Here is a 24,796-nt window from a genome sequence, read left to right on the forward strand (position 1 = left end):
CGACCCCAGCTTGAACCGATCGCGGTGCCGGGAGGATCCGGTTCACCGCCTGAGTCCTGGAGAAGGCGAGGACTTGAGCATGGGATCCACGACCGCTGAGAACAACGAACCCGAGGCCCCCGGCACCACCACCGCGGAGGGTGTGGGCCGCCGCGATCTGATCAAGCGATCCGCCGCGCTGGGCCTGATCACCGTCCCCACGATGAGCTTCCTCGCCGCCTGCGCGAGCGGCGGCGGGGACGACGACTCCTCCGAGGACGCCCAGGGCGAGACGTCCAAGTCCAACCCCTTCGGCGTCAAGAAGGGCAGCAAGCTCGACGTCGTCATCTTCAAGGGCGGCTACGGCGACGCCTACGCCAAGGCGTGGGAGGCCGCCTTCCAGAAGAAGTGGGGCGTCACCTCAACGCACACCGGCACCCAGGAGATCACCGGCAAGCTCCAGCCCCGGTTCAACGCGGGCAACCCGCCGGACATCGTCGACGACTCCGGTGCCCAGCAGATCCCGATCGACGTCCTCTACAAGAACGACCAGCTTCTCGACCTGGCCGCGGTCCTGGACGCCCCCTCGATCGACGACCCCGCCAAGAAGGTCCGCGACACCCTCATCCCCGGCACGCTCGACGCGGGCATGCAGGAGGACAAGGTCGTCGCCCTGAACTACATCTACACGGTGTGGGGCCTGTGGTACTCCGGCAAGCTGTTCAAGGAGAACGGCTGGGAGGAGCCCAAGACCTGGGCGGACTTCCTGACCATCTGCAAGGAGGCCAAGGCCAAGGGCATCGGCGGCCTCGCCCACCAGGGCAAGTACCCGTACTACATCAACGTCGCCATCATGGACCTGATCGCCAAGACCGGCGGCCTCGACGCGATGAAGGCAATCGACAACCTCGACCCGAAGGCGTTCGTCGGCTCCGACGCGGCGAAGGCCGGTGTCGAGGCGATCTACGAGGTCGTCGAGAAGGGCTATCTGATGCCCGGCACCAACGGCCTCACCCACACCGAGTCCCAGACCCGCTGGAACCAGTACAAGGCCGTGTTCATCACCTCCGGTTCCTGGCTGGAGAACGAGCAGCTCAAGCAGACCCCGGCCGACTTCGACATGAAGTTCATGCCGATGCCGCTGCTGCCCGACAGCAAGATGCCGTTCGAGGCGATCCGGGCCGGCTCCGGCGAGCCGTTCATCATCCCCGCCAAGGCGAAGAACCTGCCGGCGGCCAAGGAGTTCATGCGGATGATGCTGTCGAAGGAATGGTCGACGCTGTTCGCCAAGGAGGCGAACTCCCTGACCATCCTCAAGGACGGTGTCGACCCCGGCGTACAGCTGCGGCCCGGCACGCAGTCCACGGTCGAGGCGTCCAAGGCCGCCGGTGACAACACCTTCCGCTACCTGTACACCGAGTGGTACAGCGAGATGGACACGGCGATCCAGAACGCGTCGAACGAGCTGATGGCGAAGCGGATCCAGCCGGCCGAGTGGCTGAAGCGGGCGCAGGCGGCCGTGGACAAGCAGGCGAAGGACCCGGATTCCAAGAAGAACCGCCGGGACTGAGCGGGCCTTCGGGCGTCGTGGGGGGCTGAGTGGTGCGGTGGGCCGGCGGTCCACCGTGGATGGCTGTCGCACAGTTCCCCGCGCCCCGAAGCGTGCGGGCCCTTCGTCTCAAGTAACCCAAGGCAGGATCACGCCAATGCGCAAAGGGCAGTACCGGTTCGTCGCGGGGTTTTTGTTCATCCCCGTGGCGCTTTATCTGATCTTCGTCATCTGGCCCTATCTCCAGACCTTCGGCTATTCGCTGACGGACTGGAAGGGGCAGTCCCAGACGTTCAACTTCGTCGGGCTGGACAACTACACCGCGCTGTTCCAGGACGACATCTTCCTCAAGGCCATCTGGCACAACATCCTGTTCCTGGTGTTCATCCCGGTGATCACCATTCTGCTCGCGCTGTTCTTCGCGTTCATGCTGAACGCGGGCGGGCGCGGCCGGGCCGGCGGTGTCTCGGGGGTCGCCGGATCGGGCTTCTACAAGATCGTCTACTTCTTTCCGCAGGTCCTGTCGCTGGCCATTCTCGCGGTGCTGTTCGGCGCCGTGTACCGCAGTGACAGCGGCGGCATGCTCAACGGCTTCCTCATGAAACTGGGGCTGGTCGACGAGAGCGGCCCCGTCGAATGGCTGAACGAACCGAACTTCGTGCTCTGGGCGCTGATCGCGGTGGTCGTCTGGCACGGCGTCGGCTTCTATCTGGTGCTGTTCTCCGCCGCCATGCAGGCCATTCCGAGGGACATCTACGAGGCCGCGCTGATCGACGGCGCCGGCCGCGCCCACACCTTCTTCCGGATCACCCTGCCCCTGCTCTGGGACTCGGTGCAGACCGCCTGGGTCTACCTCGGCATCGCGGCGATGGACATGTTCATCCTGGTCTCCACGATGACGGCGGGGGAGTACGGCGGCGGCCCCGATCACCACAGCGAGGTCATGGCGACCGTGATGATGCGGAACTTCCTGCTGTACGGCAAGAGCGGCTACGCCTGCGCCATGGGCGTGGTGATGCTGCTCCTCACCCTGATCGTCTCGGTGGTCATGCTGCGCGCCACCCGCCGTGAACGCATCGAGTTCTGAAGCCGGAGATGACGGAACGATGAGCGCACCCCTCAAGACCGCCTCCCCCGGCGACTCGGCCCCCACCGGTCCGGCCGTGACCAAGAGCGGGACCAGCCCCGGTGACGAACGCGGGGAAGGCGTCGTCCTGAACGTCTTCTCGCACGGCTTCCTCGCCCTGTGGGCCCTGATGATCGTGCTGCCGCTGCTGTGGCTGATCCTCAGCTCCTTCAAGACCGACGCCCAGATCGGCGGCTCGGCCTTCGGCTGGCCGCAGAACTGGTCCCTGGACGTGTTCTCCCGCGCCTGGGACAAGGGCATCGGCGACTACTTCCTCAACACGGTCATCGTGCTGGTCTTCTCCGTGCCGCTGACCATGCTGTTCGGCTCGATGGCCGCGTACGTCCTGGCCCGCTACCAGTTCTGGGGCAACCGGCTGCTGTACTTCTTCTTCGTCGCCGGGGCCATGTTCCCGGTGTTCCTGGCGCTGGTCCCGCTGTTCTTCATGGTCAAGCGCCTCGACATGCTGAACAGCTACCAGGGCCTGATCCTGGTCTACGTCGCCTACTCGCTGCCGTTCACCGTGTTCTTCATGCACGCCTTCTTCCGGACCCTGCCCACGGCGGTCTTCGAGGCGGCGATCCTGGACGGGGCCTCCCACACCAGGACCTTCTTCCAGGTGATGCTGCCCATGGCGAAGCCGGGCCTGATCAGCGTGGGCATCTTCAACACCCTCGGCCAGTGGAACCAGTACATCCTGCCCACCGTCCTCATGCAGCCGCAGAGCGGTGACGATCCCGAGCGCTATGTCCTCACCCAGGGCCTGGTCCAGCTCCAACAACAGCAGGGATACGCCTCTGACCTGCCCGTTCTCTTCGCAGGTGTCACCATCGCGATGATCCCCATGCTCGTCGTCTACCTCTCGTTCCAGCGCCAGGTGCAGGCCGGCCTGACGTCGGCGACCCTGAAGTAGTAAGGAGGGCTTCCGGACGACCCCGACGTAGCGCCCCAGTGACATTTAGTGGTCGATTGGCGACGCCAGTTTCCGTCAAGGACTTGACTGCGGTAACCCGTTCAGCGGAGCTTGGAGTTCACAACTTGTAAGTGACCCGGGATCCGCGGCTTTGACCTGGGTCACGGGCGGCGGGGGCCGTCCGGCCTGGGACAGGAGTGGATGAGTCGATGGAGACTCCGGGGTCGCAGTCGTCGCTGCACCGAGCAAATCTCGAACGCGTCGTCCGAGCGGTGCGTCTCGCCGGCTCGCTCACGCAGGCGGAGATCGCCAGGACGACGGGTCTGTCCGCGGCCACGGTCTCCAACATCGTCCGCGAGCTCAAGGACGGCGGAACGGTCGAGGTCACGCCCACATCGGCGGGTGGACGCCGGGCTCGCGCGGTCTCCCTCAGCGGCGACGCCGGGATTGTCATCGGCGTGGACTTCGGGCACACCCATTTGCGCGTCGCGATCGGGAACCTCGCTCATCAGGTGCTGGCCGAGGAGTCCGAGCCGCTCGACGTGGACGCCTCCTCCACCCAGGGGTTCGATCGTGCGGAGCAACTGGTCACCCGGTTGATCGAGGCCACCGGGGTGGATCCCACGAAGATCGCGGGCGTGGGCCTCGGTGTGCCCGGACCGATCGACGTCGAGTCCGGGACGCTGGGCTCCACCGCCATCCTGCCGGGCTGGACCGGCACCAACCCGGCCGCCGAGATGGGCCACCGTCTGGGCGTCCCGGTCCACGTGGACAACGACGCCAACCTCGGCGCCCTCGGTGAGCTGGTCTGGGGCAGCGGACGCGGGGTGCGCGACCTGGCCTACATCAAGGTGGCCAGCGGTGTCGGCGCCGGCCTGGTCATCGACGGCAAGATCTACCGGGGCCCCGGTGGCACAGCGGGAGAAATCGGGCATATTACTCTTGATGAATCCGGACCGGTCTGCCGCTGCGGAAACCGCGGCTGCCTGGAGACCTTCGCCGCGGCGCGCCATGTGCTGCCGCTCCTCCAGTCCAGCCACGGGACCGATCTGACGATGGAAGGCGTCGTGCGGCTGGCGAGGGACGGGGATCCGGGCTGTCGCCGGGTGATCGCCGACGTCGGCCGCCACATCGGCAGTGGAGTCGCCAATCTCTGCAATCTGTTGAACCCGAGCCGCGTGGTCCTCGGTGGCGATCTCGCCGAGGCCGGGGAGTTGGTGCTCGGGCCCATAAGGGAGTCGGTCGGCCGGTACGCGATCCCGAGTGCCGCACGTCAACTCTCGGTGCTGCCAGGGGCGCTTGGCGGCCGCGCGGAGGTCCTCGGGGCCCTCGCGCTGGCGCTCAGCGAGATGGGTGATTCAACCCTTTTGGACGGAACCCTGTCCGCAGCAACCCCTGCCTTCACTTAGAGAACGAAACACGCCGTTGCCAACCCGTTAAGGATTTACTTCTTGACGTCGCACGTGTGGCCGAGTTGACTTCCAGCCACCTCGGCCGCAGTGCTGCGGCCCGTGTCAGGGAGGCACAACCCAAATGAACGCAACGATGCGTAGAGTCGTGATCGGCGCCACCGCGGTTTCGCTGGCGCTCTCCGTGGCTGCCTGTGGGAAGGCCGGCGACGACAACGACTCGGACAGCGGCAGTGGCTCGGACAGCAAGTCCATCGGTCTGCTCCTGCCCGACAACGTCACCGCGCGCTACGAGAAGTTCGACAAGCCGTACTTCGAGGCGAAGGTCAAGGAGCTCTGCTCCGACTGTGACGTCCAGTACGCGAACGCCGCTGCTGACCCGAACAAGCAGGCTCAGCAGATGAGCACCATGGTGACCAAGGGCGTCAAGGTCATCGTCGTCTCCGCGCAGGACTCCGCCGCGATCAAGTCCTCCATCCAGTCCGCGGTGGACAAGGGTGTCAAGGTCGTCGCCTACGACCGCCTCGCCCAGGGTCCGGTCTCGGCCTACGTCTCCTTCGACAACGTCAAGGTCGGCGAGCTCCAGGGCCAGGCCCTGCTCGACGCGCTCGGCGACAAGGCGACCAAGAAGTCCAAGGTCGTCATGATCAACGGTGACGACGCCGACCCCAACGCCGCCCAGTTCAAGGAAGGCGCCCACAAGGCGCTGGACGGCAAGGTCGACATCGCCTACGAGCAGTCCGGCCTCTGGAAGGACACCGTCGCCGCCGAGAAGATGTCCGCGGCGATCACCCAGCTGGGCGCCAAGAACATCGCCGGTGTCTACGCCGCCAACGACGGCATGGCCGGTGGTATCGCCAACACCCTCAAGGGCGCCAAGATCGGCGACATCCCCCTGACGGGCCAGGACGCCGAGCTCGCCGCCATCCAGCGGATCGTCGCCGGCACCCAGTCCTCCACGGTCTACAAGGCCTACAAGCCGGAGGCCGACACCGCCGCCGAGCTCGCGGTCGCGCTGCTCGAGGGCAAGGAGATCAAGAACCTCGCCGACACGCAGGTGACGAGCGGCTCCGGTGACAAGGTGCCCGCCAAGCTCCTGACCCCGGTCTCGGTCACCAAGGACAACATCAACGACACGGTCGTCAAGGACAAGCTGTACACGGTCGCGGACATCTGCACCGCCGAGTACGCCAAGGCCTGCAAGTCCGCCGGCCTGGAGTAGTCACGCCACCGCGCGTCATCCGGTCCGGGTCCCGCTGAGGGGCCCGGGCCCGGACGGCCGAGCGGCCCCGTGAAGCCCCGCCGGCGCCCGCCCCGCCAACAGACCCCGCTGCGGGGCGGGCGCCGGACGGAACCCGCCGCCGAGCGCGGCGGATCCAGGCATGTTCACCCTGTAAACCACGGTGCGAGCGCGGCCCTCCCGCCGCGCTCCGCACGTCACTCCGCGCACACCCCCAAGCGCGGCATCCCCGCCGGTCAGGCGGCGAAGGAGATGGTTCACGTGTCCGCTACGCCCGTGCTGGCGTTGCGCGGAGTCTCCAAGCGATTCGGTGCGGTCCAGGCCCTCACCGACGTCGATCTGGAGGTCCACGCCGGAGAAGTGGTCGCCCTGGTGGGCGACAACGGCGCAGGCAAGTCGACTCTGGTCAAGACGATCGCGGGTGTCCACCCCATCGATGACGGTGTCATCGAGTGGCAGGGCAACCCGGTGAGGATCAACAAGCCGCACGACGCCCAGGGACTCGGCGTCGCGACGGTTTACCAGGACCTGGCTCTCTGCGACAACCTCGATGTCGTCGGCAACCTCTACCTCGGTCGCGAGCTGCTGCACCGAGGCGTCATCGACGAGGTGACGATGGAGAAGAACTCCCGCGAGCTGCTGTCCACGCTCTCCATCCGCATCCCGAGCGTGCGTATCCCGATCGCGAGCCTGTCGGGTGGTCAGCGCCAGGTCGTGGCGATCGCCCGCGCCCTGATCGGCGACCCCAAGCTCGTCATCCTCGACGAGCCCACCGCCGCCCTCGGTGTCGAGCAGACCGCGCAGGTCCTCGACCTCGTCGAGCGGCTGCGGGAACGCGACCTCGCCGTCATCCTCATCAGCCACAACATGGCCGACGTCAAGGCGGTCGCCGACACCGTCGCCGTGCTGCGGCTGGGCAAGAACAACGGCTCCTTCCCCGTGAAGGACACCAGCCACGAAGAGATCATCGCCGCGATCACGGGTGCCACGGACAACGCCGTGACCCGTCGTGCGGGGCGGCGCACCGCGGAGGCGGCAAAGTGAGTGACACGTCCAAGACCGTGAAGAGCGACTCCGCGACGACCGGCAAGGTCACCGAGGGCGAGGGCGTGGTGGAGCAGCAGGACACCGTCGCACCCGCCGACGACCCCACGGCGGCCCCGGTCTCCGTCACGGACCCGCGGCTGCTGATCCGCGAGGAGGGCCTCAAGGGCTACCTCACCGAGTTCAAGCGCAAGGTCAAGGGCGGCGAGCTGGGCTCGCTGCCGGTGGTCATCGGCCTGATCGTCATCTGGACGATCTTCCAGCTCCAGAACGACCTCTTCCTGAGCGCCGACAACCTCTCGGACATCAGCTACTTCCTCTCGGCCACCGGCATGCTCGCCATCGGCCTGGTCTTCGTGCTGCTGCTCGGCGAGATCGACCTGTCCGTGGGTTCGGTCAGTGGTCTGGCCTCCACCCTGTTCGCCGTGCTCGCGGTGAACCACGGCATGAACTCCTGGTTGTCGTTGGTCCTCGCGATCCTCACCGGTATCGCCATCGGCGCGCTGCACGGCTGGTTCTTCGCCAGGATCGGCGTACCCGCGTTCGTCGTCACCCTGGCAGGCTTTCTCGGCTGGAACGGCGTGATGCTGTGGCTGCTGGGTGACAGCGGCACGATCAACATCCCCTCCGACGAGGGCCCGGTCCGCCTGCTCGGCAAGAGTTCCTTCTTCATGGACCAGGCCATCATCGGCGCGTACATCCTGGCCGGCCTCGCCGTGGTGCTCTCCCTCGTCGGCAACGTCAACGAGCAGCGCCGCCGTCGGGCCGCGGGTGTGCCGTTCCGGCCGACCAGCGAGATCGCGCTGCGGGTCGGCGCGCTCGCCGTCGTGTCCTTCGTCGCCGCCGCCGTGCTCAACGACGCGGCCGGTGTCTCCAACGCGCTGGTGATCTTCCTCGCCGCGCTGGTGATCGTGGACTTCGTGCTGCGGCGCACCACGTACGGCCGTCAGGTGTTCGCGGTCGGTGGCGGTATCGAGGCGGCCCGTCGTGCCGGCATCAACGTGCCGATGGTCCGGATCACCGTGTTCGCGATCTCCGGCATGTTCGCGGCGATGGGCGGTATGTTCTTCGCCGGTCAGACCGCGAGCGCGACGCTCTCCGCCGGTGGCGGCAACACGCTGATGCTCGCGATCGCCGCCGCCGTCATCGGTGGCACCAGCCTCTTCGGCGGACGTGGATCGGTGTGGTCGGCCCTCCTCGGCATGCTCGTTATCCAGTCGATCACGACGGGCCTGAACCTGCTCAACATGAACACGTCGATCCAGTACATGATCACCGGTGCGGTGCTCCTGGGCGCCGTGGTCATCGACTCGGTCTCCCGCAGGAGCCAGAAGGCGGCGGGTCGCGCCTAGACGGGCAGACGGCCCTCGCACAGAAGTGCCCGGCATCGCATCCGATGCCGGGCACTTCTCTTGTGGGCCGGACGTTTTCGTGTGCGGGGACCGGTGCAGGATGGTTTACGGCCGTTCGCGCGATGCGGGTTCCCCCCGCCCGGCGGTCGGCGGTGCACGCGGAAGATTAGACTTCGACGAGCCCGGCAACGCTCGAACAGCACTATTGCAAGGAGGCACGGGTGCCGCTGCTGACCCGCATCAGGGGACCGCGCGATCTGGACCGGCTCAGCCTGGAGGAGTTGGACCAGCTGGCGGAGGAGATCCGGACCTTCCTCGTGGAGGCGGTGTCGAAGACCGGCGGTCACCTCGGCCCCAACCTCGGCGTGGTCGAGCTCACCATCGCGCTGCACCGTGTCTTCGACTCGCCGAAGGACAAGGTGCTGTGGGACACGGGCCACCAGTCCTACGTCCACAAACTCCTCACCGGCCGACAGGACTTCTCCCGGCTGAAGATGAAGGGCGGCCTGTCCGGCTACCCCTCGCAGGCCGAGTCCGAGCACGACGTCATCGAGAACAGCCACGCCTCGACGGTCCTCGGCTGGGCCGACGGCCTCGCCAAGGCCAACCAGGTGCTGAAACGCGACGACCACGTGGTCGCCGTGATCGGTGACGGCGCCCTCACCGGCGGCATGGCCTGGGAGGCGCTCAACAACATCGCCGACGCCAAGGACCGGCCCCTGGTCATCGTCGTCAACGACAACGAGCGCTCGTACGCGCCGACCATCGGCGGCCTCGCCAACCACCTCGCCACCCTGCGCACCACCGACGGGTACGAGCGGTTCCTGGCCCGCGGCAAGGACCTGCTGGAGCGCACGCCCGTCGTCGGCCGGCCGCTCTACGAGACGCTGCACGGCGCCAAGAAGGGCCTGAAGGACTTCATCGCCCCGCAGGGCATGTTCGAGGACCTCGGCCTCAAGTACGTCGGACCGATCGACGGACACGACATCGAGGCCCTGGAGTCCGCCCTGTCGCGCGCCAAGCGCTTCGGCGGCCCGGTCATCGTGCACTGCCTCACCGAGAAGGGCCGCGGCTACCAGCCCGCCCTCCAGGACGAGGCGGACCGCTTCCACGCCGTCGGCAAGATCCACCCGGACACCGGTCTGCCGATCGCCTCCTCCGGCGCCGACTGGACCTCCGTCTTCGGCGAGGAGATGGTGAAGCTCGGCAAGGAGCGCGAGGACATCGTCGCCATCACGGCGGCCATGCTCCAGCCCGTCGGCCTCGACAAGTTCGCCAAGGCCTTCCCCGAGCGCGTCTACGACGTCGGCATCGCCGAGCAGCACGGCGCGGTCTCCGCGGCCGGCCTCGCCACCGGCGGGCTGCACCCGGTCTTCGCGGTGTACGCGACCTTCCTCAACCGCGCCTTCGACCAAGTCCTCATGGACGTCGCCCTCCACAAGTGCGGTGTGACGTTCGTCCTGGACCGGGCCGGCGTCACCGGCACCGACGGCGCCTCGCACAACGGCATGTGGGACATGTCGATCCTTCAGGTCGTCCCCGGGCTGCGGCTCGCCGCGCCGCGCGACGCCGACCAGGTGCGGGCGCAGCTGCGCGAGGCCGTCGAGGTCACGGACGCGCCGACCGTGGTGCGCTTCTCCAAGGGCGCCGTCGGCCCCGCCGTACCGGCCGTGGGCCGGGTGGGCGGCATGGACGTGCTGCGGGAGCCGGGCACCGACACACCGGACGTGCTCCTCGTCTCCGTCGGCGCCCTCGCGCCGATGTGCCTGGAGATCGCCGCCCTCCTCGACAAGCAGGGCATCACCACCACCGTCGTCGACCCGCGCTGGGTCAAGCCGGTCGACGAGCACATGGCGCCGCTCGCCGACAAGCACCGTGTGGTCGTCACCGTGGAGGACAACTCCCGTGTCGGCGGCGTCGGCTCGGCGATCGCGCAGGCCCTGCGCGACGCGGGCGTCGACATCCCGCTGCGGGACTTCGGCATCCCGCCGCGCTTCCTCGACCACGCCTCCCGCGCCGAGGTGATGGCCGAGATCGGGCTCACCGCGCCCGACATCGCCCGTCAGGTCACGGGCCTCGTCTCCAAGCTCGACGGGCGGCTGGACGGCACGCCCTCCGAGGTCGAGCCCGCGCGCGACTGACCGCCCGTCTGGGCCGTCCGGGCCGGTCCCACCATCCTTTACGGTGGTGAGACCGGCCCATTCGCGTGAAACCGCCCGTGCCGGGGCATACGCTCTCCCAGCTCTCGGCTTCGCTCGACCCGGGGGGACCCCCATCGCCCCCTCTCGATCATGTCGAGGACGACAAGCGTGGGAGGTAACCCTGTGAGCAGCACACTCTTTCGGACGAAGAAGGTCGAGCAGTCCATCCTCGATACCGAGGAGCCCGAGCACGCGCTCAAGAAATCCTTGTCCGCGCTGGATCTGACGGTCTTCGGGGTCGGCGTCATCATCGGCACCGGCATCTTCGTCCTCACCGGCAAGGCCGCCAAAGAGAATGCGGGGCCGGCAGTCGCGCTGGCTTTCGTTGTGGCGGGTATTGTTTGCGCCTTGGCTGCGCTTTGTTACGCCGAATTCGCCTCGACCGTCCCAGTGGCGGGCTCCGCGTACACCTTCTCGTATGCCTCCCTCGGGGAGCTGCCCGCCTGGATCATCGGCTGGGACCTGGTCCTGGAGTTCGCGCTCGGAACGGCGGTGGTGGCCGTCGGCTGGTCCGGCTACATCCAGTCCCTCATGGGAAACGCGGGCTGGGAGATGCCCGCTGCGCTAGGCAGCAGGGAGGGCGCCGATACTTTCGGCTTCGACATCCTCGCTGCGGCGCTCGTTCTGTTGCTCACCGCCGTCCTCGTCATCGGCACGAAGCTCTCGGCGCGGGTCACCGCTATTGTCGTCGCCATCAAGGTGACCGTCGTTCTCACCGTGATTGTCGCGGGCGCGTTCTTCATCAAGGGCGACAACTACGATCAGTTCATTCCCAAGGCGGAGACCGTACCTGCGGGAGAGAGTCTTCAGTCCCCGCTCATCCAGTTGATGTTCGGCTGGGCTCCCTCCAATTTCGGTGTCATGGGCATCTTCACCGCCGCCTCCATCGTCTTCTTTGCCTTCATTGGCTTTGATGTCGTGGCGACCGCAGCCGAGGAGACCAGGAACCCGCAGCGGGACATGCCCCGTGGCATTCTGGGCTCGCTCTTCATCTGCACCACCCTGTACGTCGCCGTGTCGATCGTGGTGACGGGAATGCAGAACTACAGGGCACTCGACGTGAGCGCCCCCCTTGCGGAGGCGTTCAAGGACACCGGGCATCCCTGGTTCGCTGGCTTCATCAGCTTCGGCGCTGCCGTAGGCCTCACGACGGTCTGCATGATTCTGCTGCTCGGCCAGACGCGCGTCTTCTTCGCCATGAGCCGGGACGGCCTTCTGCCTCGTTTCTTCTCTCAGGTGCATCCGCGTTTCAGGACCCCGCACCGGCCGACCATTCTGCTCGGTGGGCTCATCGCGATCCTGGCCGGCTTTACCCCGCTGGGCGAACTGGCCGAACTGGTGAACATCGGCACGCTGTTCGCCTTCGTTGTGGTCGCGATCGGTGTGATCATCCTCCGCAGGACCCGCCCCGATCTGCACCGGTCGTTCCGCACCCCGTGGGTGCCGGTCATCCCGATCCTGTCGGTCTGCGCGTCCCTCTGGCTGATGATCAACCTGCCCGCCGAGACGTGGGTGCGGTTCGGGCTGTGGATGGCCGCCGGGTTCGTCGTGTACTTCCTCTACGGCCGCTCCCACAGCCGCCTGGGCCGCCACGAGGAGACCACGCCTGGCGACGTCATCGAACCGCCGGGACGCTAGCGCTGTGCCGCTCCGGCCCCGTACAGCCGCTTTCCGGGCACGTACGGGGCCGGACCGCGTGGCCCTACAGTCCGTCAGCTGTCAGCCGTCAGCCGTCAGCCGTCGTCAGGTGTCAGGCGTCGCCGCGGACCGTGCGCGGGCCCGCCACCTCGGCGCCCAGTTCCCCCACCCGGCGGCGCAGTTCGCGATCGGCGGTGACGACGAGGATCGGACGGTCCCGGCCCTCCTCGGCGACCAACTGGACGATGCGGTCGTCGCCGCTGCCGGGGGCCGTGTCGACCCGTACACCGGGGACGGACTCCACACCGCGGGCCGCGCCCTCCACGACCATGACGAGCTCCACGGGCCCGTCCCGGCCCGGTACCCCGTCACGGGCGAGCCGGTCCCGCAGACGTTCCGCCGCGCCGCGCCGGTCGCGCCACCAGCCGTCGGGGACGGAACCGATCACGTTCGCGGCGTCGATGATCACGAGGGTCGTCATGCTTCCCCATTGTGGACCCGGGACGGCGACACCCGGTCGGCCGCCCACCGGCGTACCGGCGCGGGCCGGGCACGGAAAGAGGGCCTCCGTCCGGGGACGGAGGCCCTCTTCACACGGCTGCGGTCACGCCGGGACCGATGCCACGCCCGGCTCCAGGAACTTCTTGCCGTTCACCCGCTCGCTGACGCCCTCGCGGTCCAGGTACGGCGTGATGCCGCCCAGGTGGAAGGGCCAGCCGGCGCCGGTGATCAGGCAGAGGTCGATGTCCTGCGCCTCGGCGACGACACCCTCGTCGAGCATTAGGCCGATCTCCTGCGCCACGGCGTCCAGGACACGGGCGCGCACCTGCTCCTCCGTCAGGACGACGTCGCCCTGCTTCAGGAGCGCGGCGACCTCGGGGTCCAGCTCCGGCTTGCCGGAGTCGTAGACGTAGAAGCCGCGCTTGCCCGCCTTGACGACGGCCGCGAGGTTCGGGGAGACCGTGAAGCGGTCCGGGAAGGCCCGGTTGAGGGTCTCCGAGACGTGCAGACCGATCGCGGGTCCGACCAGCTCCAGCAGGACGAGGGGAGACATCGGCAGGCCCAGGGGCTCCACCGCCTTCTCCGCGACCTCGACCGGCGTGCCCTCGTCGATGACGTTCTGGATCTCGCCCATGAAGCGGGTGAGGATGCGGTTCACGACGAACGCCGGGGCGTCCTTCACCAGCACCGCGGTCTTCTTCAGCTTCTTGGCGACGGCGAAGGCCGTGGCCAGCGAGGCGTCGTCGGTCTTCTCGCCGCGGACGATCTCCAGCAGCGGCAGGATCGCGACCGGGTTGAAGAAGTGGAAGCCGACGACCCGCTCGGGGTTCTTCAGCTTCGACGCCATCTCGGTGACCGACAGCGAGGAGGTGTTGGTGGCGAGGATCGCGTGCGCCGGGGCGACCGCCTCGACCTCCGCGAACACCTGCTGCTTGACCCCGATCTCCTCGAACACGGCCTCGATGATGAAGTCCGCGTCCGCGAAGCCCTCGGCCTTGTCCAGGACACCGGTCACCAGCGCCTTGAGGCGGTTGGCCTTGTCCTGGTTGATGCGGCCCTTGAGCAGCAGCTTGTCGATCTCGGCGTGGACGTAGCCCACACCCTTGTCGACGCGCTCCTGGTCGATGTCGGTCAGCACGACCGGCACCTCCAGGCGGCGCAGGAACAGCAGCGCGAGCTGCGAGGCCATCAGACCGGCGCCGACGACACCGACCTTGGTGACCGGACGGGCGAGCGACTTGTCCGGCGCGCCGGCCGGGCGCTTGCCACGCTTCTGCACCAGGTTGAAGGCGTAGATGCCGGCGCGCAGTTCGCCGCCCATGATCAGGTCGGCGAGGGCCGTGTCCTCGGCGTCGTAGCCCTGCTGGAGGTCGCCGTTCTTGGCCGCGGCGATGATGTCCAGCGCGCGGTAGGCGGCCGGGGCCGCACCGTGCACCTTGGAGTCCGCGATGAAGCGGCCCTTGGCGACGGCCTGGTCCCAGGCCTCACCGCGGTCGATGACCGGGCGGTCGACGACGATCTCGCCCTTGAGGACGGACGCCGTCCACAGCAGCGACTGCTCCAGGAAGTCGGCGCCCTCGAAGATGGCGTCGGCGATGCCCAGGTCGTAGACCTGCTCGCCCTTGAGCTGCTTGTTCTGGTTGAGGCTGTTCTCGATGATGACCGAGACGGCCTTGTCGGCGCCGATCAGGTTCGGCAGCAGCGTGCAGCCGCCCCAGCCGGGGACCAGGCCGAGGAAGACCTCGGGGAGCGAGAACGCGGGCAGGGCCGCGGAGACGGTCCGGTAGGAGCAGTGCAGACCGACCTCGACACCGCCGCCCATCGCGGCACCGTTGTAGTACGCGAAGGTCGGGACGGCGAGCGTCGCCAGCCGCTTGAAGACCTCGTGGCCGCCCTTGCCGATGGCGAGCGCGTGCTCGTGCTCCTTGAGGAGCTCGACACCCTTGAGGTCGGCGCCGACCGCGAAGATGAACGGCTTGCCGGTGATGCCGACACCGACGATCTCGCCGGCGGCGGCCTCCTTCTCGACCTGGTCGATGGCGGTGTTCAGGTTCGCCAGCGAAGCCGGGCCGAAGGTGGTCGGCTTGGTGTGGTCGAAGCCGTTGTCCAGCGTGATCAGGGCGAAGCGCCCCGCGCCGAACGGCAGGTCGAGGTGGCGTACGTGCGCGCTCGTCACGACCTCGTCCGGGAACAGCTCCGAGGCCTGCTTGAGAAGCTCGGCGGTGGTGGTCACTTGTCCCCCTCGAAGTGCGGGTTCTCCCAGATGACGGTGGCGCCCATGCCGAAGCCGACGCACATGGTCGTCAGGCCGTAGCGGACGTTCGGCTGCTCCTCGAACTGGCGGGCCAGCTGCGTCATCAGACGCACGCCGGAGGAGGCCAGCGGGTGACCGAAGGCGATGGCGCCGCCGTACTGGTTCACGCGCGCGTCGTCGTCGGCGATGCCGTAGTGCTCCAGGAAGGCGAGGACCTGGACGGCGAAGGCCTCGTTGATCTCGAACAGGCCGATGTCGTCGATGGTCAGGCCCGCCTGGGCGAGCGCCTTCTCCGTGGCCGGGATCGGGCCGTAGCCCATGACCTCCGGCTCGACACCCGCGAAGGAGTACGCCACGAGGCGCATCTTCACCGGGAGGTCGTGCTCGCGGGCGAAGTCCTCGGAGGCGATGATCGAGGCGGTGGCGCCGTCGTTCAGACCGGCCGCGTTACCGGCGGTGACCCGGCCGTGGACGCGGAACGGCGTCTTCAGACCCGCGAGGTTCTCGATGGTCGTGCCCGGACGCATCGGCTCGTCGGCGGTGACCAGGCCCCAGCCGGTCTCGCCGCCCTCGGGGTTGGTGCGACGCACCGAGATCGGCACCAGGTCCTGCTGGATCTTGCCGTTGGCGTACGCCTTGGCGGCCTTCTCCTGCGAGCGCACGGCGTACTCGTCGGCGCGCTGCTTGGTGATGGTCGGGTAGCGGTCGTGCAGGTTCTCGGCGGTCATGCCCATGAACAGGGCGGACTCGTCGACCAGCTTCTCGCTGACGAACCGCGGGTTCGGGTCCACGCCCTCACCCATGGGGTGGCGGCCCATGTGCTCGACACCGCCGGCGATGGCGACGTCGTAGGCACCGAAGGCCACGGAACCGGCGACCGTGGTGACGGCGGTCAGGGCGCCGGCGCACATGCGGTCGATGGAGTAGCCGGGCACGGACTGCGGCAGACCGGCGAGGATGCCCGCCGTGCGGCCGATGGTCAGGCCCTGGTCACCGATCTGCGTGGTCGCGGCGATGGCCACCTCGTCGATCTTCGCCGGCTCCAGACCGGGGTTGCGGCGCAGCAGCTCCCGGATCGCCTTCACGACGAGGTCGTCGGCGCGGGTCTCGTGGTAGATGCCCTTCGGGCCCGCCTTGCCGAACGGGGTGCGGACGCCGTCGACGAAGACGACGTCCCTGACGGTACGAGGCACGATGGCTCTCCTCCAGGGTGCGGGATGGCACTACTGCTGCACGACACGCTGAGCGCGCGCTCAGGCCCATGCTACTTACGAGTAACCGGACTGCCCACCCCTGAGGGCGGGAGCGGTGAACGTCACACACCCTCGGCGTGTTACCGCCGGTTACATGCACCCAGCTTAGGGGTGCGGGGAACGGTGCGACCAGCCCGAAACGCCTCCGCGGTCCCATCTCGCGATCACGCCGCGGGAGCGGTGGATCCCCTGGGCACCAGGACCGGGGTCGCCACCGGGTGGGAGGAGGCCTCCCCGGCGATCACCTCGAACAGCGTGCGCGCGACCTCCGCCCCGAACCCGTGCACGTCGTGGCTCATCGCCGACAGGGTCGGCCGGGTGAGCCGGCACAGCTGCGAGTCGTCCCAGGCCAGCAGCGAGACGTCCGCCGGCACCCGCACCCCCATCTCCGCGGCCACCGACAGGCCCGCCACCGCCATGATGTCGTTGTCGTAGAGGATCGCGGTCGGCCGGTCCCCGTCCGGCGCGCTGAGCAGCGACCGCGTCGCCCGGGCCCCGTCCTCCCCGGAGAAGTCGGTCGTCACCTGGCGTACCCCGGCCAGCCCCAGCCGCCGCGCCGCCTCGTCGACCGCGGCCGTCCGGATGGCCGTGTGCCCCAGCAGCGCGGCGCCCCCGACCCGCGCGATCCGCCGGTGTCCGAGCGCCGCGAGATAGCGCACCGCCTCCGACACGGCGGTCGCGTCGTCCGTCCACACCGAGGTGAGCCCCCCGGTCAGGGACGGATGCCCCACCGCGACGACCGGCATGCCGAGCCGCCGCGCCGACGCCGCCCTCGGATCGTCCGCGCGGAAGTCCACCAGGATCGACCCGCTGATCTGCCGTCCCCGCCACCACGCGTCCTGCACCGCCATCTCCTCGTCCACGTTCCGCACGAGGCGCAGCAGCAGCGAGCAGGACCGCTCGGTCAGCACGCTCTCCACCCCGGAGACGAACTCCATGTAGAACGGCTCCAGCCCCAGCAACCGCGCCGGCCGACAGATCGCGAGCCCCACGACGTCCACCCGCCGGCTCGACAGCGACCGGGCCGTCAGGTTCGGTGTCCAGCCGAGCTCCCGCGCCGCCGCGAAGATCCGGTCGCGCGTGGCGTCGGACAGTCCCGGCTTGCGGTTGAAGGCGAGCGAGACCGCGCCCTTGGACACTCCGGCACGCGCGGCGACGTCCTTGATCGTCACCCGAGGGGGTGTGCTCATCGGGCGGGCTCCACACAGAACAGGGCCCGCCGGACGGCCGCCTCGTCCGGCACGGCCGCCCAGCCCGTCACCCCGATGGTGACCCGCTCGCCGGGCAGCAGCGTGACCCGCCCGGTGTCGGCCCGGGCCCCCGGATCCAGCCGGTCGGCCTGGAGCAGCAGGTCCCGCAGCAGGGTCCGCGCGGTCACGGTCACCGCCCCCGGTGCCACCTCCACGTCGAACTCCGGCCGGGGGTAGGGCACTTCGCGGTCGGGTGCCGGAAAACGCAGCGCCCGCAGTCCGTCCACGTCCGCCACCAGGAACTCCCTCGCGCCCACCGGCTCCACCTCACGCGGCACCGGCACCCCGACGACCGCGCGAGGGCCGACGGCCGCACCGGGGACCGAGAACTCGGCGATCACCTCGCCGTCCACCGACATCCGCCGCAACCGCGGCCCGGCCGGCTCCCACACCTCACCCGCCTGGTTCACGACGGCCAGCACCAGCGCTCCACCCCGCTCCTGAAGCGTCACCAGCCGGTCCGCGTAGAGCCGCCGCAGCTCGTGGTAGAGCGGCTTCTCCCTGCCGTCGCCGTCGATCGCAGCCCAGGACGTCACCGGCCAGCAGTCGTTGAGCTGCCACACGATCGTGCCCGCGCACACCGGCCAGTGCGACCGCCAGTGCTCGACACCGGCGGCGACGGCCCGCGCCTGGTTCAGCTGCGTCAGATAGTGCCACCGGTCGAAGTCCCCCTCGGGCAGCACGAAATGGCGGGCGAGGCCCCGCTCCAGCTTCCCGTTGCCGTCCTCCGCCTTCTGGTGGTGCAGCATCCCCGGCGAGTCGGCGGCCAGTTCCTCCCCGACCTCGGCCAGCGCCCGCCGCAGCGTCGCGTACGCGGGCGGCGCCTGCCAGCCGAACTCCGCAACGAACCGGGGCACGTTCGCCCGGTACTCCGCGTAGTCCTCCCGGTTCCACACCTCCCAGGAGTGGTGCGTGCCGTGCGCCGGGTCGTTGGGATGGCGGTCCCAGGACCCCGACCATGGGCTGCCCGCCGTGTACGGCCGCGTCGGGTCCAGCTCCGCGACGATCCGCGGCAGCACGCCCAGGTAGTACCCCTCACCCCAGGACTCCCCGGCGAGCCGCTCCTCCCAGCCCCAGTCCCGGAACCCCCACAGGTTCTCGTTGTTGCCGTTCCACAGCACCAGCGAGGGATGCGGCATCAGCCGTACGACGTTCTCCCGGGCCTCGGCCTCCACCTCGCCCCGCAGCGGCTGCTCCTCCGGGTAGGCGGCGCACGCGAAGGGGAAGTCCTGCCAGACCAGCAGCCCCAGCTCGTCGCAGACGTCGTAGAAGTCGTGGCTCTCGTAGAGCCCGCCGCCCCAGATCCGCACGAGGTCGACACCCGCGTCGGCCGCCTGGGTGAGCCTCGCGCGGTAGCGGTCGCGGGTGACGCGGGAGGGGAAGGCGTCGTCCGGGATCCAGTTCACGCCCCGCGCGAACAGCCGCTCGCCGTTGACGACGAAGGTGAACCCGGTGCCGTGCCCATCGGCCCCCCGGTCGACCTCCACGGTCCGGAACCCGACCCGCCGCCGCCAGGTGTCGAGCCCCTGGCCCTCGTCCTCGCACAAGGTCAAGTCCACGTCGTACAGCGGCTGTTCACCGTAACCGCGCGGCCACCACCGTTCGACGCCGGGCACCTCCAGCCGGACGACGCCGCTCGCGCCCTCGACCTCCGCGACCGCGTCGACGCCCCCCACCCGCGCCCGGAGCCGCAGCCCCGCCTCCACGGCCGCCCGCTCCACGTCGACGTGCAGTTCCACCGTCCCGGTCGTGCCCTCGACCGTCACCAGCGGCCGGACGCGGGCGATCCGGGCCGTCGACCAGTGCTCCAGCCGCACCGGCCGCCAGATCCCCGCCGTCACCAGGGTCGGCCCCCAGTCCCAGCCGAACGAGCAGGCCATCTTGCGGATGAACTGGAAGGGCTCGGGATACGCGTTCGGCCGGTCGCCGAGCCGTTCGCGCACCGCCTCCGCCTCGGTGTACGCGGAGGCGAACCGCACCGAGAGCCGGCCGCTCATCCCGGTGACGTCGAAACGGTACGACCGGTGCATGTTCCGCACCGACCCCAGCAGCCGCCCGTCGAGCCGGATCTCGGCGGCCGTGTCCAGCCCGTCGAAGACCAGGTCGGTCCGGTCCCGCCCGCCGACCACCCCCGGCAGATCCACCTCGTACGTCCACTCCCGGCGCCCCACCCACGCGACCTCGGTCTCGGCGCGCCCGAGGAAGGGGTCCGGGATCAGCCCCGCCGCCAGCAGATCGGTGTGCACGCACCCGGGCACGGCGGCGGGCAGCTCCCGCCCCTCGTACCGCAGGATCCAGCCCTTGGTGAGCGGGGTGGCGTCGAGCATGCGCCCTCCTAAACCGGTCCAGTCGATGACGCGGCAGCACCACGAAAAGTTTCGGCACCCTTGGCGGGATTGGGACTTTACCGGTTCAGTGAACGGCTGCCAGAGTGCCGAACCAGCCAACCCACCCGTGCTCGTCCGTCCCGAACGGAGCTGGTGCACATGAACCACCGAAGGACGCTCACCGGAACACTGCTCGCCGCCGCGCTCCTCGCGTCGGGCTGTACAGGCAGCGGAGGAGGCGCGAAGGCCGCCGACGCGAAGGCACCCGACGATCCGTCGAAGGTGTCCGGAACCATCAAGGTCCTCACCCATCGCACCGACATCGTGCAGGACGGCACGATGAAGAAGTACGCGGCGGAGTTCAACAAGATCTACCCGAAGGTGAAGGTCGAGTTCGACGCGATCACGGACTACGAGGCCGAAGTCAAGATCCGTATGAACACGAAGAACTACGGCGACGTCCTCATGATCCCCGGCGTCATCAAGAAGAACGACTACCCCAGGTTCTTCGCCTCCCTCGGCACCCGGGACGAGCTCGCCGAGAAGTACCGCTTCACCGGCTTCACCACGGTCGACGGCAAGGTCTACGGCCAGAGCCCCATGGGCGCGACCCCCGGCTTCCTCTACAACAAGCGGATCTGGGCCGAGGCCGGCGTCACCGACTGGCCCACCACGCCCGACGCGTTCCTGACCGCGCTGAAGGCCATCAAGTCCAGGACCGACGCCGTCCCCTACTACACCAACTTCGCCGCCCAGTGGCCGCTCACCCACTGGACGTTCGTCAACGGCTCGGTCAGCTGCGACACCGGCGCCACCACCGCCCTCGCCGAGACCGACCCCTGGGGCGAGAACGGCGAACTGCGGGTGGGAGACACGCTGTTGTACGACATCGTCGAGCAGGGCCTCGCCGAGAAGGACCCGACCACCACCAACTGGGAGGAGTCCAAGCCCAAGCTGGCCAAGGGCGAGATCGCCACGGCGTGGCTCGGCAGCTGGGCGGTCATCCAGTTCCGGCAGGCGGCCGAGAAGGCCGGGGCCGACCCCGACGACATCGGCTTCATGCCGTTCCCCGCCCGCGTCGACGGCAAGGCGTGCGCCACCGCCAACCCCGACTACAACCAGGCCGTCAGCATCCACTCGAAGCACAAGGCGGCCGCCCGCGCCTGGGTCGACTGGTTCACCGACAAGTCCGGCTACGCCGAGGACAACCTCTCCATCGCGACGCTGAAGAACGCCCCGCTGCCCGAGTCGCTCAAGCCGTACGAGGAGCAGGGCGTGAAGCTCATCGAGCTCGACGACGCCGAGGGCGGCCGGGTCAAGGAGATCGACAACGCCTCGGAGGTCGGCATCTACGCCCCCGAGTACCGCCAGGACCTCGTCGACCTCGCCCGCGGCGCCAAGGACGGCACCCTCGACGACTTCCTCGACGACCTGGGCGAGCGCTGGACCGAGGCGCAGAAGACCGTGGGCTCCTGATGCCCGCCACACACACGACCGAGAAGGTGGCGCGGCCCCCGTCGGCCGCGCCACGGCCCCCGGTGCCGGCGCCGGCGCCCCGCACGGTGCGGCTGTGGCGAAGGCTCACCCCGTGGCTGTTCCTCGCCGCCCCGCTGGCCCTCCTGGTCGCCTTCACCTACGCGCCGGTCGTCAACATGCTGGCGTACAGCTTCACCGACTGGGACGGCGTCAGCCCCGAGCTGAGCTACACCGGCGCCGACAACTACGTGGAGATCGTCACCCGCCCCGAGCTGTTCCAGGTCTTCTTCGTCAGCGGCTACTACCTGGCGGCCTCGGCGGTGCAGATCGCCCTCGCCCTCTACTTCGCGACGGTCCTCAGCTTCAACGTGCGCTTCCGGAACTTCTTCAAGGGCGTGCTGTTCTTCCCGTACCTGATCAACGGCGTCGCGATCGGCTTCGTCTTCCTCTACTTCTTCCAGGACGGCGGCACCCTCGACTCGGTCCTCGCCCTCGTCGGGTACGAGTCCGACCGCGCCTGGCTGGGCACCCCGGCCTCCGCGAACATCTCCCTCGCGAGCGTCTCCGTCTGGCGCTACCTGGGCCTGAACTTCGTGCTCTTCCTCGGCGCGATCCAGTCGATCCCGGGCGAGCTGTACGAGGCCGCCGAACTCGACGGGGCGGGCCGCCGGCACCAGTTCCGGTACATCATCGCGCCCGGCATCAAACCGGTGCTGAGCCTGAGCGTGATCCTGTCGATCTCGGGGTCCCTCTCGGTCTTCGAGATCCCGTACATCATGACCGGCGGCGCCACCGGCACCGAGACCTTCGTGATCCAGACCATCGACCTGGCGTTCCGCTTCAACAAGACCGGCCTCGCCTCGGCCGCCGCCGTGGTCCTGCTGCTGATCATCCTCGCGGTGACCTGGGTGCAGCGCCGTCTCGTCCCGGACGACAAGGTGGACCTCACATGACGCTCGCGCACCCGACCCCGGTCGTACGCCGCCGGGTCGCCCGGACGCTCACGCAGCTCTCCCTGGTCGTGGCGTCGGTGGTCGTCCTGCTGCCTCTCGCCGTGGTGTTCCTGACCTCGCTCAAGTCCGAGCGGGAGATGGCGAAGGGCAGCCGGGCGCTCGGCCTGCCCGACGACCTGCTCAACTTCCGGAACTACGCGACCGCGTTCCGGGACGGCGAGATGCTCGCGGCCTTCGGCAACACGGCCTTCATCCTGCTGTTCGCCGTCACCGGCACGGTGGTCATCGGCTCGATGGCCGCCTACGCCATCGACCGGTTCACCTTCCGCTTCCGCAGGCTGGTCGTCGCGCTCTTCCTCGTCGCCACGCTGGTGCCGGGCGTGACCACCCAGGTGGCGACCTTCCAGATCGTCGACAGCTTCGGCATGTTCGACAGCCTCTGGGCGCCGATCGCCCTCTACATGGGCACCGACATCGTCTCGATCTACATCTTCCTGCAGTTCGTCCGGTCGATCCCGATATCCCTGGACGAGGCGGCCCGCCTGGACGGCGCCAACGCGTTCACCATCTATCGGAAGATCATCTTCCCGCTGCTGAGGCCGGCGATCGCCACCGTCGTCATCGTGAAGGGGATCACCGTCTACAACGACTTCTACATCCCCTTCCTCTACATGCCCTCGGAAGACCTTGGCGTGATCTCGACATCCCTGTTCCGCTTCAAGGGCCCCTACGCCGCCCACTGGGAAACGATCTCGGCCGGAACGGTCCTGGTCATCCTGCCGACCCTGATCGTCTTCCTGGCCCTGCAGAGGTTCATCTACAACGGCTTCATGAGGGGAGCGACGAAGTAGGGGGCGATGAAGAGGGCTGTGCAGGGGGGCGCGCCCCGCGACTCCCGGGAGCCCGTCGGGGGCGCGGGGAACCGCGCGACCAGCCCCCACGCACCCGCACCCGTGCACGCACCGGCACTCGCGCAGGCACCCGCACCCGAGCGCACCCCCCGAAGCACCCCCTCCGCGGAGCGGCTACGCGCGCTTGCTCACCGCCGACAGCGCCCCCACCAGCACCGGCGTCACCAGCTCCACCTGCCACGCCCGCGCCCCGTGCCCCGCGAGCGAGGCGGAGACCGAGTCGGCGTCGACCGTGGCCGGCGGCTCCCAGCACAGACGCCGCACCGTGTCCGGCGTGATCAGGTTCTCCTGCGGCATGTTCAGCTGCTCCGCCAGCGCGCTGACCCCGGCCCGCGCCGCGGACAGCCGCGCGGCGGCCGCCGGGTCCTTGTCGGCCCACGCCTTCGGCGGCGGCGGCCCCGTCACCGGCTGCCCGTGCGCCGGCAGCGCGGTCTCGGGCAGCGCCTTCGCCCGGTCCACCGCCGCCTGCCACTGCTCCAGCTGCCGCCGCCCCATGCGGTGCCCGAAACCGTTCAGCGCGGCGAGGGCCTGGGCGCCCGCCGGCAGCGCCAGGGCCGCCTCGACGATCGCCGCGTCGCTGAGCACCTTGCCAGGCGAAACGTCCCGCCGCCGCGCGATACGGTCCCGGGCCTCCCACAGCTCCCGCACGACCGCCATCTGCCGCCGGCGCCGTACCTTGTGCATCCCGGACGTACGCCGCCACGGGTCCTTGCGGGGCTCGGCGGGCGGCGCCGTCGCGATCGCGTCGAACTCCTGGCGGGCCCATTCGAGCTTGCCCTGCCGGTCCAGCTCCTTCTCCAGCGCGTCCCGCAGGTCGACGAGGAGCTCCACGTCGAGGGCGGCGTAGCGCAGCCAGGGCTCGGGCAGCGGGCGGGTCGACCAGTCGACCGCGGAGTGGCCCTTCTCCAGGACGTAGCCGAGGACGTTCTCCACCATCGCGCCGAGGCCGACGCGGGGGAACCCGGCGAGCCGGCCGGCCAGCTCGGTGTCGAAGAGACGGCTGGGGACCATGTCTATCTCGCGCAGACACGGCAGGTCCTGGGTGGCCGCGTGCAGCACCCACTCCACGTCGGAGAGCGCCTCACCGAGGCCGGAGAGGTCCGGGCAGGCGATGGGGTCGATGAGCGCGGTGCCCGCGCCCTCACGGCGCAGCTGCACCAGATAGGCGCGCTGGCCGTAACGGTATCCGGACGCGCGTTCGGCGTCGACGGCGACGGGGCCGGAGCCGGCGGCGAACGCGGCGATCACCTCGGCCAGCGTCGCCTCGTCGGCGATCACGGGCGGAATGCCGTCCCGCGGCTCCAGCAAAGGGATCGGCGCCTCCGCGTCAGAAGATCCGGCGTCGTCCGGAGGGGCGCCTCCGGTGGTTCGCAGGGTGCTGTCTGCTGCGGTCTCTTGGGCGTCGGTCACCTGTCAAGGG

General features: G+C 69.1%; 18 protein-coding genes. 12 read left to right on the top strand and 6 right to left on the bottom strand.

Annotated elements, in window-relative coordinates:
• The first annotated feature begins 79 nt into the window (after nt 1-79).
• From ngcE to ACZ4Z3_RS19345, 9 genes are all read left to right on the top strand, one after another.
• Complete coding sequence (ngcE, locus tag ACZ4Z3_RS19305; protein WP_468502113.1) at nt 80-1,549, top strand: N-acetylglucosamine/diacetylchitobiose ABC transporter substrate-binding protein; 1,470 nt, start codon at nt 80-82, stop codon at nt 1,547-1,549.
• 136 nt (nt 1,550-1,685) lie between these two features.
• Complete coding sequence (locus ACZ4Z3_RS19310; RefSeq protein WP_055540133.1) at nt 1,686-2,615, top strand: carbohydrate ABC transporter permease; 930 nt, start codon at nt 1,686-1,688, stop codon at nt 2,613-2,615.
• 19 nt (nt 2,616-2,634) lie between these two features.
• Nucleotides 2,635-3,567 (top strand): carbohydrate ABC transporter permease, encoded by a 933-nt coding sequence (locus tag ACZ4Z3_RS19315; protein ID WP_468502114.1) that lies wholly within the window; start codon nt 2,635-2,637, stop codon nt 3,565-3,567.
• A 209-nt stretch (nt 3,568-3,776) separates the two neighbouring features.
• Nucleotides 3,777-4,976 carry an ROK family transcriptional regulator gene (locus tag ACZ4Z3_RS19320; protein WP_055517883.1) on the top strand — a complete coding sequence of 400 codons (1,200 nt, stop codon included), beginning with the start codon at nt 3,777-3,779 and terminating at the stop codon, nt 4,974-4,976.
• A gap of 136 nt (nt 4,977-5,112) precedes the next feature.
• Nucleotides 5,113-6,198, top strand: coding sequence for a sugar ABC transporter substrate-binding protein (locus tag ACZ4Z3_RS19325; RefSeq protein ID WP_468502115.1), 1,086 nt, complete (start codon nt 5,113-5,115; stop codon nt 6,196-6,198).
• A 270-nt stretch (nt 6,199-6,468) separates the two neighbouring features.
• A complete protein-coding gene (locus tag ACZ4Z3_RS19330; protein ID WP_468094229.1) occupies nt 6,469-7,260 on the top strand; it encodes an ATP-binding cassette domain-containing protein in 792 nt (263 codons plus the stop codon).
• Nucleotides 7,257-8,612, top strand: coding sequence for a sugar ABC transporter permease (locus tag ACZ4Z3_RS19335; protein WP_468502116.1), 1,356 nt, complete (start codon nt 7,257-7,259; stop codon nt 8,610-8,612). The genes ACZ4Z3_RS19330 and ACZ4Z3_RS19335 overlap by 4 nt, the downstream gene beginning before the upstream one ends.
• Nucleotides 8,613-8,833: 221 nt before the next feature.
• Nucleotides 8,834-10,753 (top strand): 1-deoxy-D-xylulose-5-phosphate synthase, encoded by a 1,920-nt coding sequence (gene dxs, locus ACZ4Z3_RS19340; RefSeq protein WP_055540138.1) that lies wholly within the window; start codon nt 8,834-8,836, stop codon nt 10,751-10,753.
• A gap of 183 nt (nt 10,754-10,936) precedes the next feature.
• Nucleotides 10,937-12,451, top strand: a complete 1,515-nt coding sequence (locus tag ACZ4Z3_RS19345; RefSeq protein WP_468502117.1) for an amino acid permease — start codon at nt 10,937-10,939, stop codon at nt 12,449-12,451.
• A 112-nt stretch (nt 12,452-12,563) separates the two neighbouring features.
• Here ACZ4Z3_RS19345 and ACZ4Z3_RS19350 read toward each other — a convergent pair whose 3' ends face one another.
• The 5 genes from ACZ4Z3_RS19350 to ACZ4Z3_RS19370 form a co-directional block, all read right to left on the bottom strand.
• Nucleotides 12,564-12,932 (bottom strand): PIN domain-containing protein, encoded by a 369-nt coding sequence (locus ACZ4Z3_RS19350; protein ID WP_468502118.1) that lies wholly within the window; start codon nt 12,930-12,932, stop codon nt 12,564-12,566.
• Between the two features lie 123 nt (nt 12,933-13,055).
• Entirely contained in the window at nt 13,056-15,185 is a 2,130-nt protein-coding gene (locus tag ACZ4Z3_RS19355) for a 3-hydroxyacyl-CoA dehydrogenase NAD-binding domain-containing protein (RefSeq protein WP_468502119.1), read from the bottom strand.
• On the bottom strand, nt 15,182-16,399 hold the full coding sequence (locus tag ACZ4Z3_RS19360) for a thiolase family protein (RefSeq protein ID WP_468502120.1): 1,218 nt from the start codon (nt 16,397-16,399) through the stop codon (nt 15,182-15,184). The genes ACZ4Z3_RS19355 and ACZ4Z3_RS19360 overlap by 4 nt, the downstream gene beginning before the upstream one ends.
• A 224-nt stretch (nt 16,400-16,623) precedes the next feature.
• Nucleotides 16,624-17,649, bottom strand: coding sequence for a LacI family DNA-binding transcriptional regulator (locus ACZ4Z3_RS19365; RefSeq protein WP_468502121.1), 1,026 nt, complete (start codon nt 17,647-17,649; stop codon nt 16,624-16,626).
• Nucleotides 17,646-20,036 (bottom strand): glycoside hydrolase family 2 protein, encoded by a 2,391-nt coding sequence (locus ACZ4Z3_RS19370; protein ID WP_468502122.1) that lies wholly within the window; start codon nt 20,034-20,036, stop codon nt 17,646-17,648. Before ACZ4Z3_RS19370 ends, ACZ4Z3_RS19365 begins: the two co-directional genes overlap by 4 nt.
• Before the next feature lie 159 nt (nt 20,037-20,195).
• Between ACZ4Z3_RS19370 and ACZ4Z3_RS19375 the strand changes: the two genes are divergently transcribed.
• From ACZ4Z3_RS19375 to ACZ4Z3_RS19385, 3 genes are read left to right on the top strand one after another with little or no spacing between them, the layout of a single operon-like run.
• Nucleotides 20,196-21,512 (top strand): ABC transporter substrate-binding protein, encoded by a 1,317-nt coding sequence (locus ACZ4Z3_RS19375; RefSeq protein ID WP_468502123.1) that lies wholly within the window; start codon nt 20,196-20,198, stop codon nt 21,510-21,512.
• Entirely contained in the window at nt 21,512-22,465 is a 954-nt protein-coding gene (locus ACZ4Z3_RS19380) for a carbohydrate ABC transporter permease (RefSeq protein WP_468502124.1), read from the top strand. Before ACZ4Z3_RS19375 ends, ACZ4Z3_RS19380 begins: the two co-directional genes overlap by 1 nt.
• On the top strand, nt 22,462-23,316 hold the full coding sequence (locus ACZ4Z3_RS19385; RefSeq protein WP_468502125.1) for a carbohydrate ABC transporter permease: 855 nt from the start codon (nt 22,462-22,464) through the stop codon (nt 23,314-23,316). Before ACZ4Z3_RS19380 ends, ACZ4Z3_RS19385 begins: the two co-directional genes overlap by 4 nt.
• Nucleotides 23,317-23,490: 174 nt before the next feature.
• On the opposite strand, the gene ACZ4Z3_RS19390 is transcribed toward ACZ4Z3_RS19385, so the two are convergent.
• Nucleotides 23,491-24,786 (bottom strand): HRDC domain-containing protein, encoded by a 1,296-nt coding sequence (locus tag ACZ4Z3_RS19390; protein WP_468502126.1) that lies wholly within the window; start codon nt 24,784-24,786, stop codon nt 23,491-23,493.
• Nucleotides 24,787-24,796 lie beyond the last annotated feature (10 nt).

This window comes from Streptomyces sp. NPDC030296, assembly GCF_055572815.1.

What these genes read in the sequence shown, in the direction of transcription:
- ACZ4Z3_RS19315 (WP_468502114.1), top strand. Translation starts at nt 2,635, where the DNA reads ATGAGCGCACCCCTCAAGACCGCCTCCCCCGGCGACTCGGCCCCCACC.
- ACZ4Z3_RS19350 (WP_468502118.1), bottom strand. Translation starts at nt 12,932, where the DNA reads ATGACGACCCTCGTGATCATCGACGCCGCGAACGTGATCGGTTCCGTC.
- ACZ4Z3_RS19330 (WP_468094229.1), top strand. Translation starts at nt 6,469, where the DNA reads ATGGTTCACGTGTCCGCTACGCCCGTGCTGGCGTTGCGCGGAGTCTCC.
- ACZ4Z3_RS19310 (WP_055540133.1), top strand. Translation starts at nt 1,686, where the DNA reads ATGCGCAAAGGGCAGTACCGGTTCGTCGCGGGGTTTTTGTTCATCCCC.
- ngcE (WP_468502113.1), top strand. Translation starts at nt 80, where the DNA reads ATGGGATCCACGACCGCTGAGAACAACGAACCCGAGGCCCCCGGCACC.
- ACZ4Z3_RS19375 (WP_468502123.1), top strand. Translation starts at nt 20,196, where the DNA reads ATGAACCACCGAAGGACGCTCACCGGAACACTGCTCGCCGCCGCGCTC.
- ACZ4Z3_RS19380 (WP_468502124.1), top strand. Translation starts at nt 21,512, where the DNA reads ATGCCCGCCACACACACGACCGAGAAGGTGGCGCGGCCCCCGTCGGCC.
- ACZ4Z3_RS19325 (WP_468502115.1), top strand. Translation starts at nt 5,113, where the DNA reads ATGCGTAGAGTCGTGATCGGCGCCACCGCGGTTTCGCTGGCGCTCTCC.
- ACZ4Z3_RS19370 (WP_468502122.1), bottom strand. Translation starts at nt 20,036, where the DNA reads ATGCTCGACGCCACCCCGCTCACCAAGGGCTGGATCCTGCGGTACGAG.
- ACZ4Z3_RS19365 (WP_468502121.1), bottom strand. Translation starts at nt 17,649, where the DNA reads ATGAGCACACCCCCTCGGGTGACGATCAAGGACGTCGCCGCGCGTGCC.
- ACZ4Z3_RS19385 (WP_468502125.1), top strand. Translation starts at nt 22,462, where the DNA reads ATGACGCTCGCGCACCCGACCCCGGTCGTACGCCGCCGGGTCGCCCGG.
- ACZ4Z3_RS19320 (WP_055517883.1), top strand. Translation starts at nt 3,777, where the DNA reads ATGGAGACTCCGGGGTCGCAGTCGTCGCTGCACCGAGCAAATCTCGAA.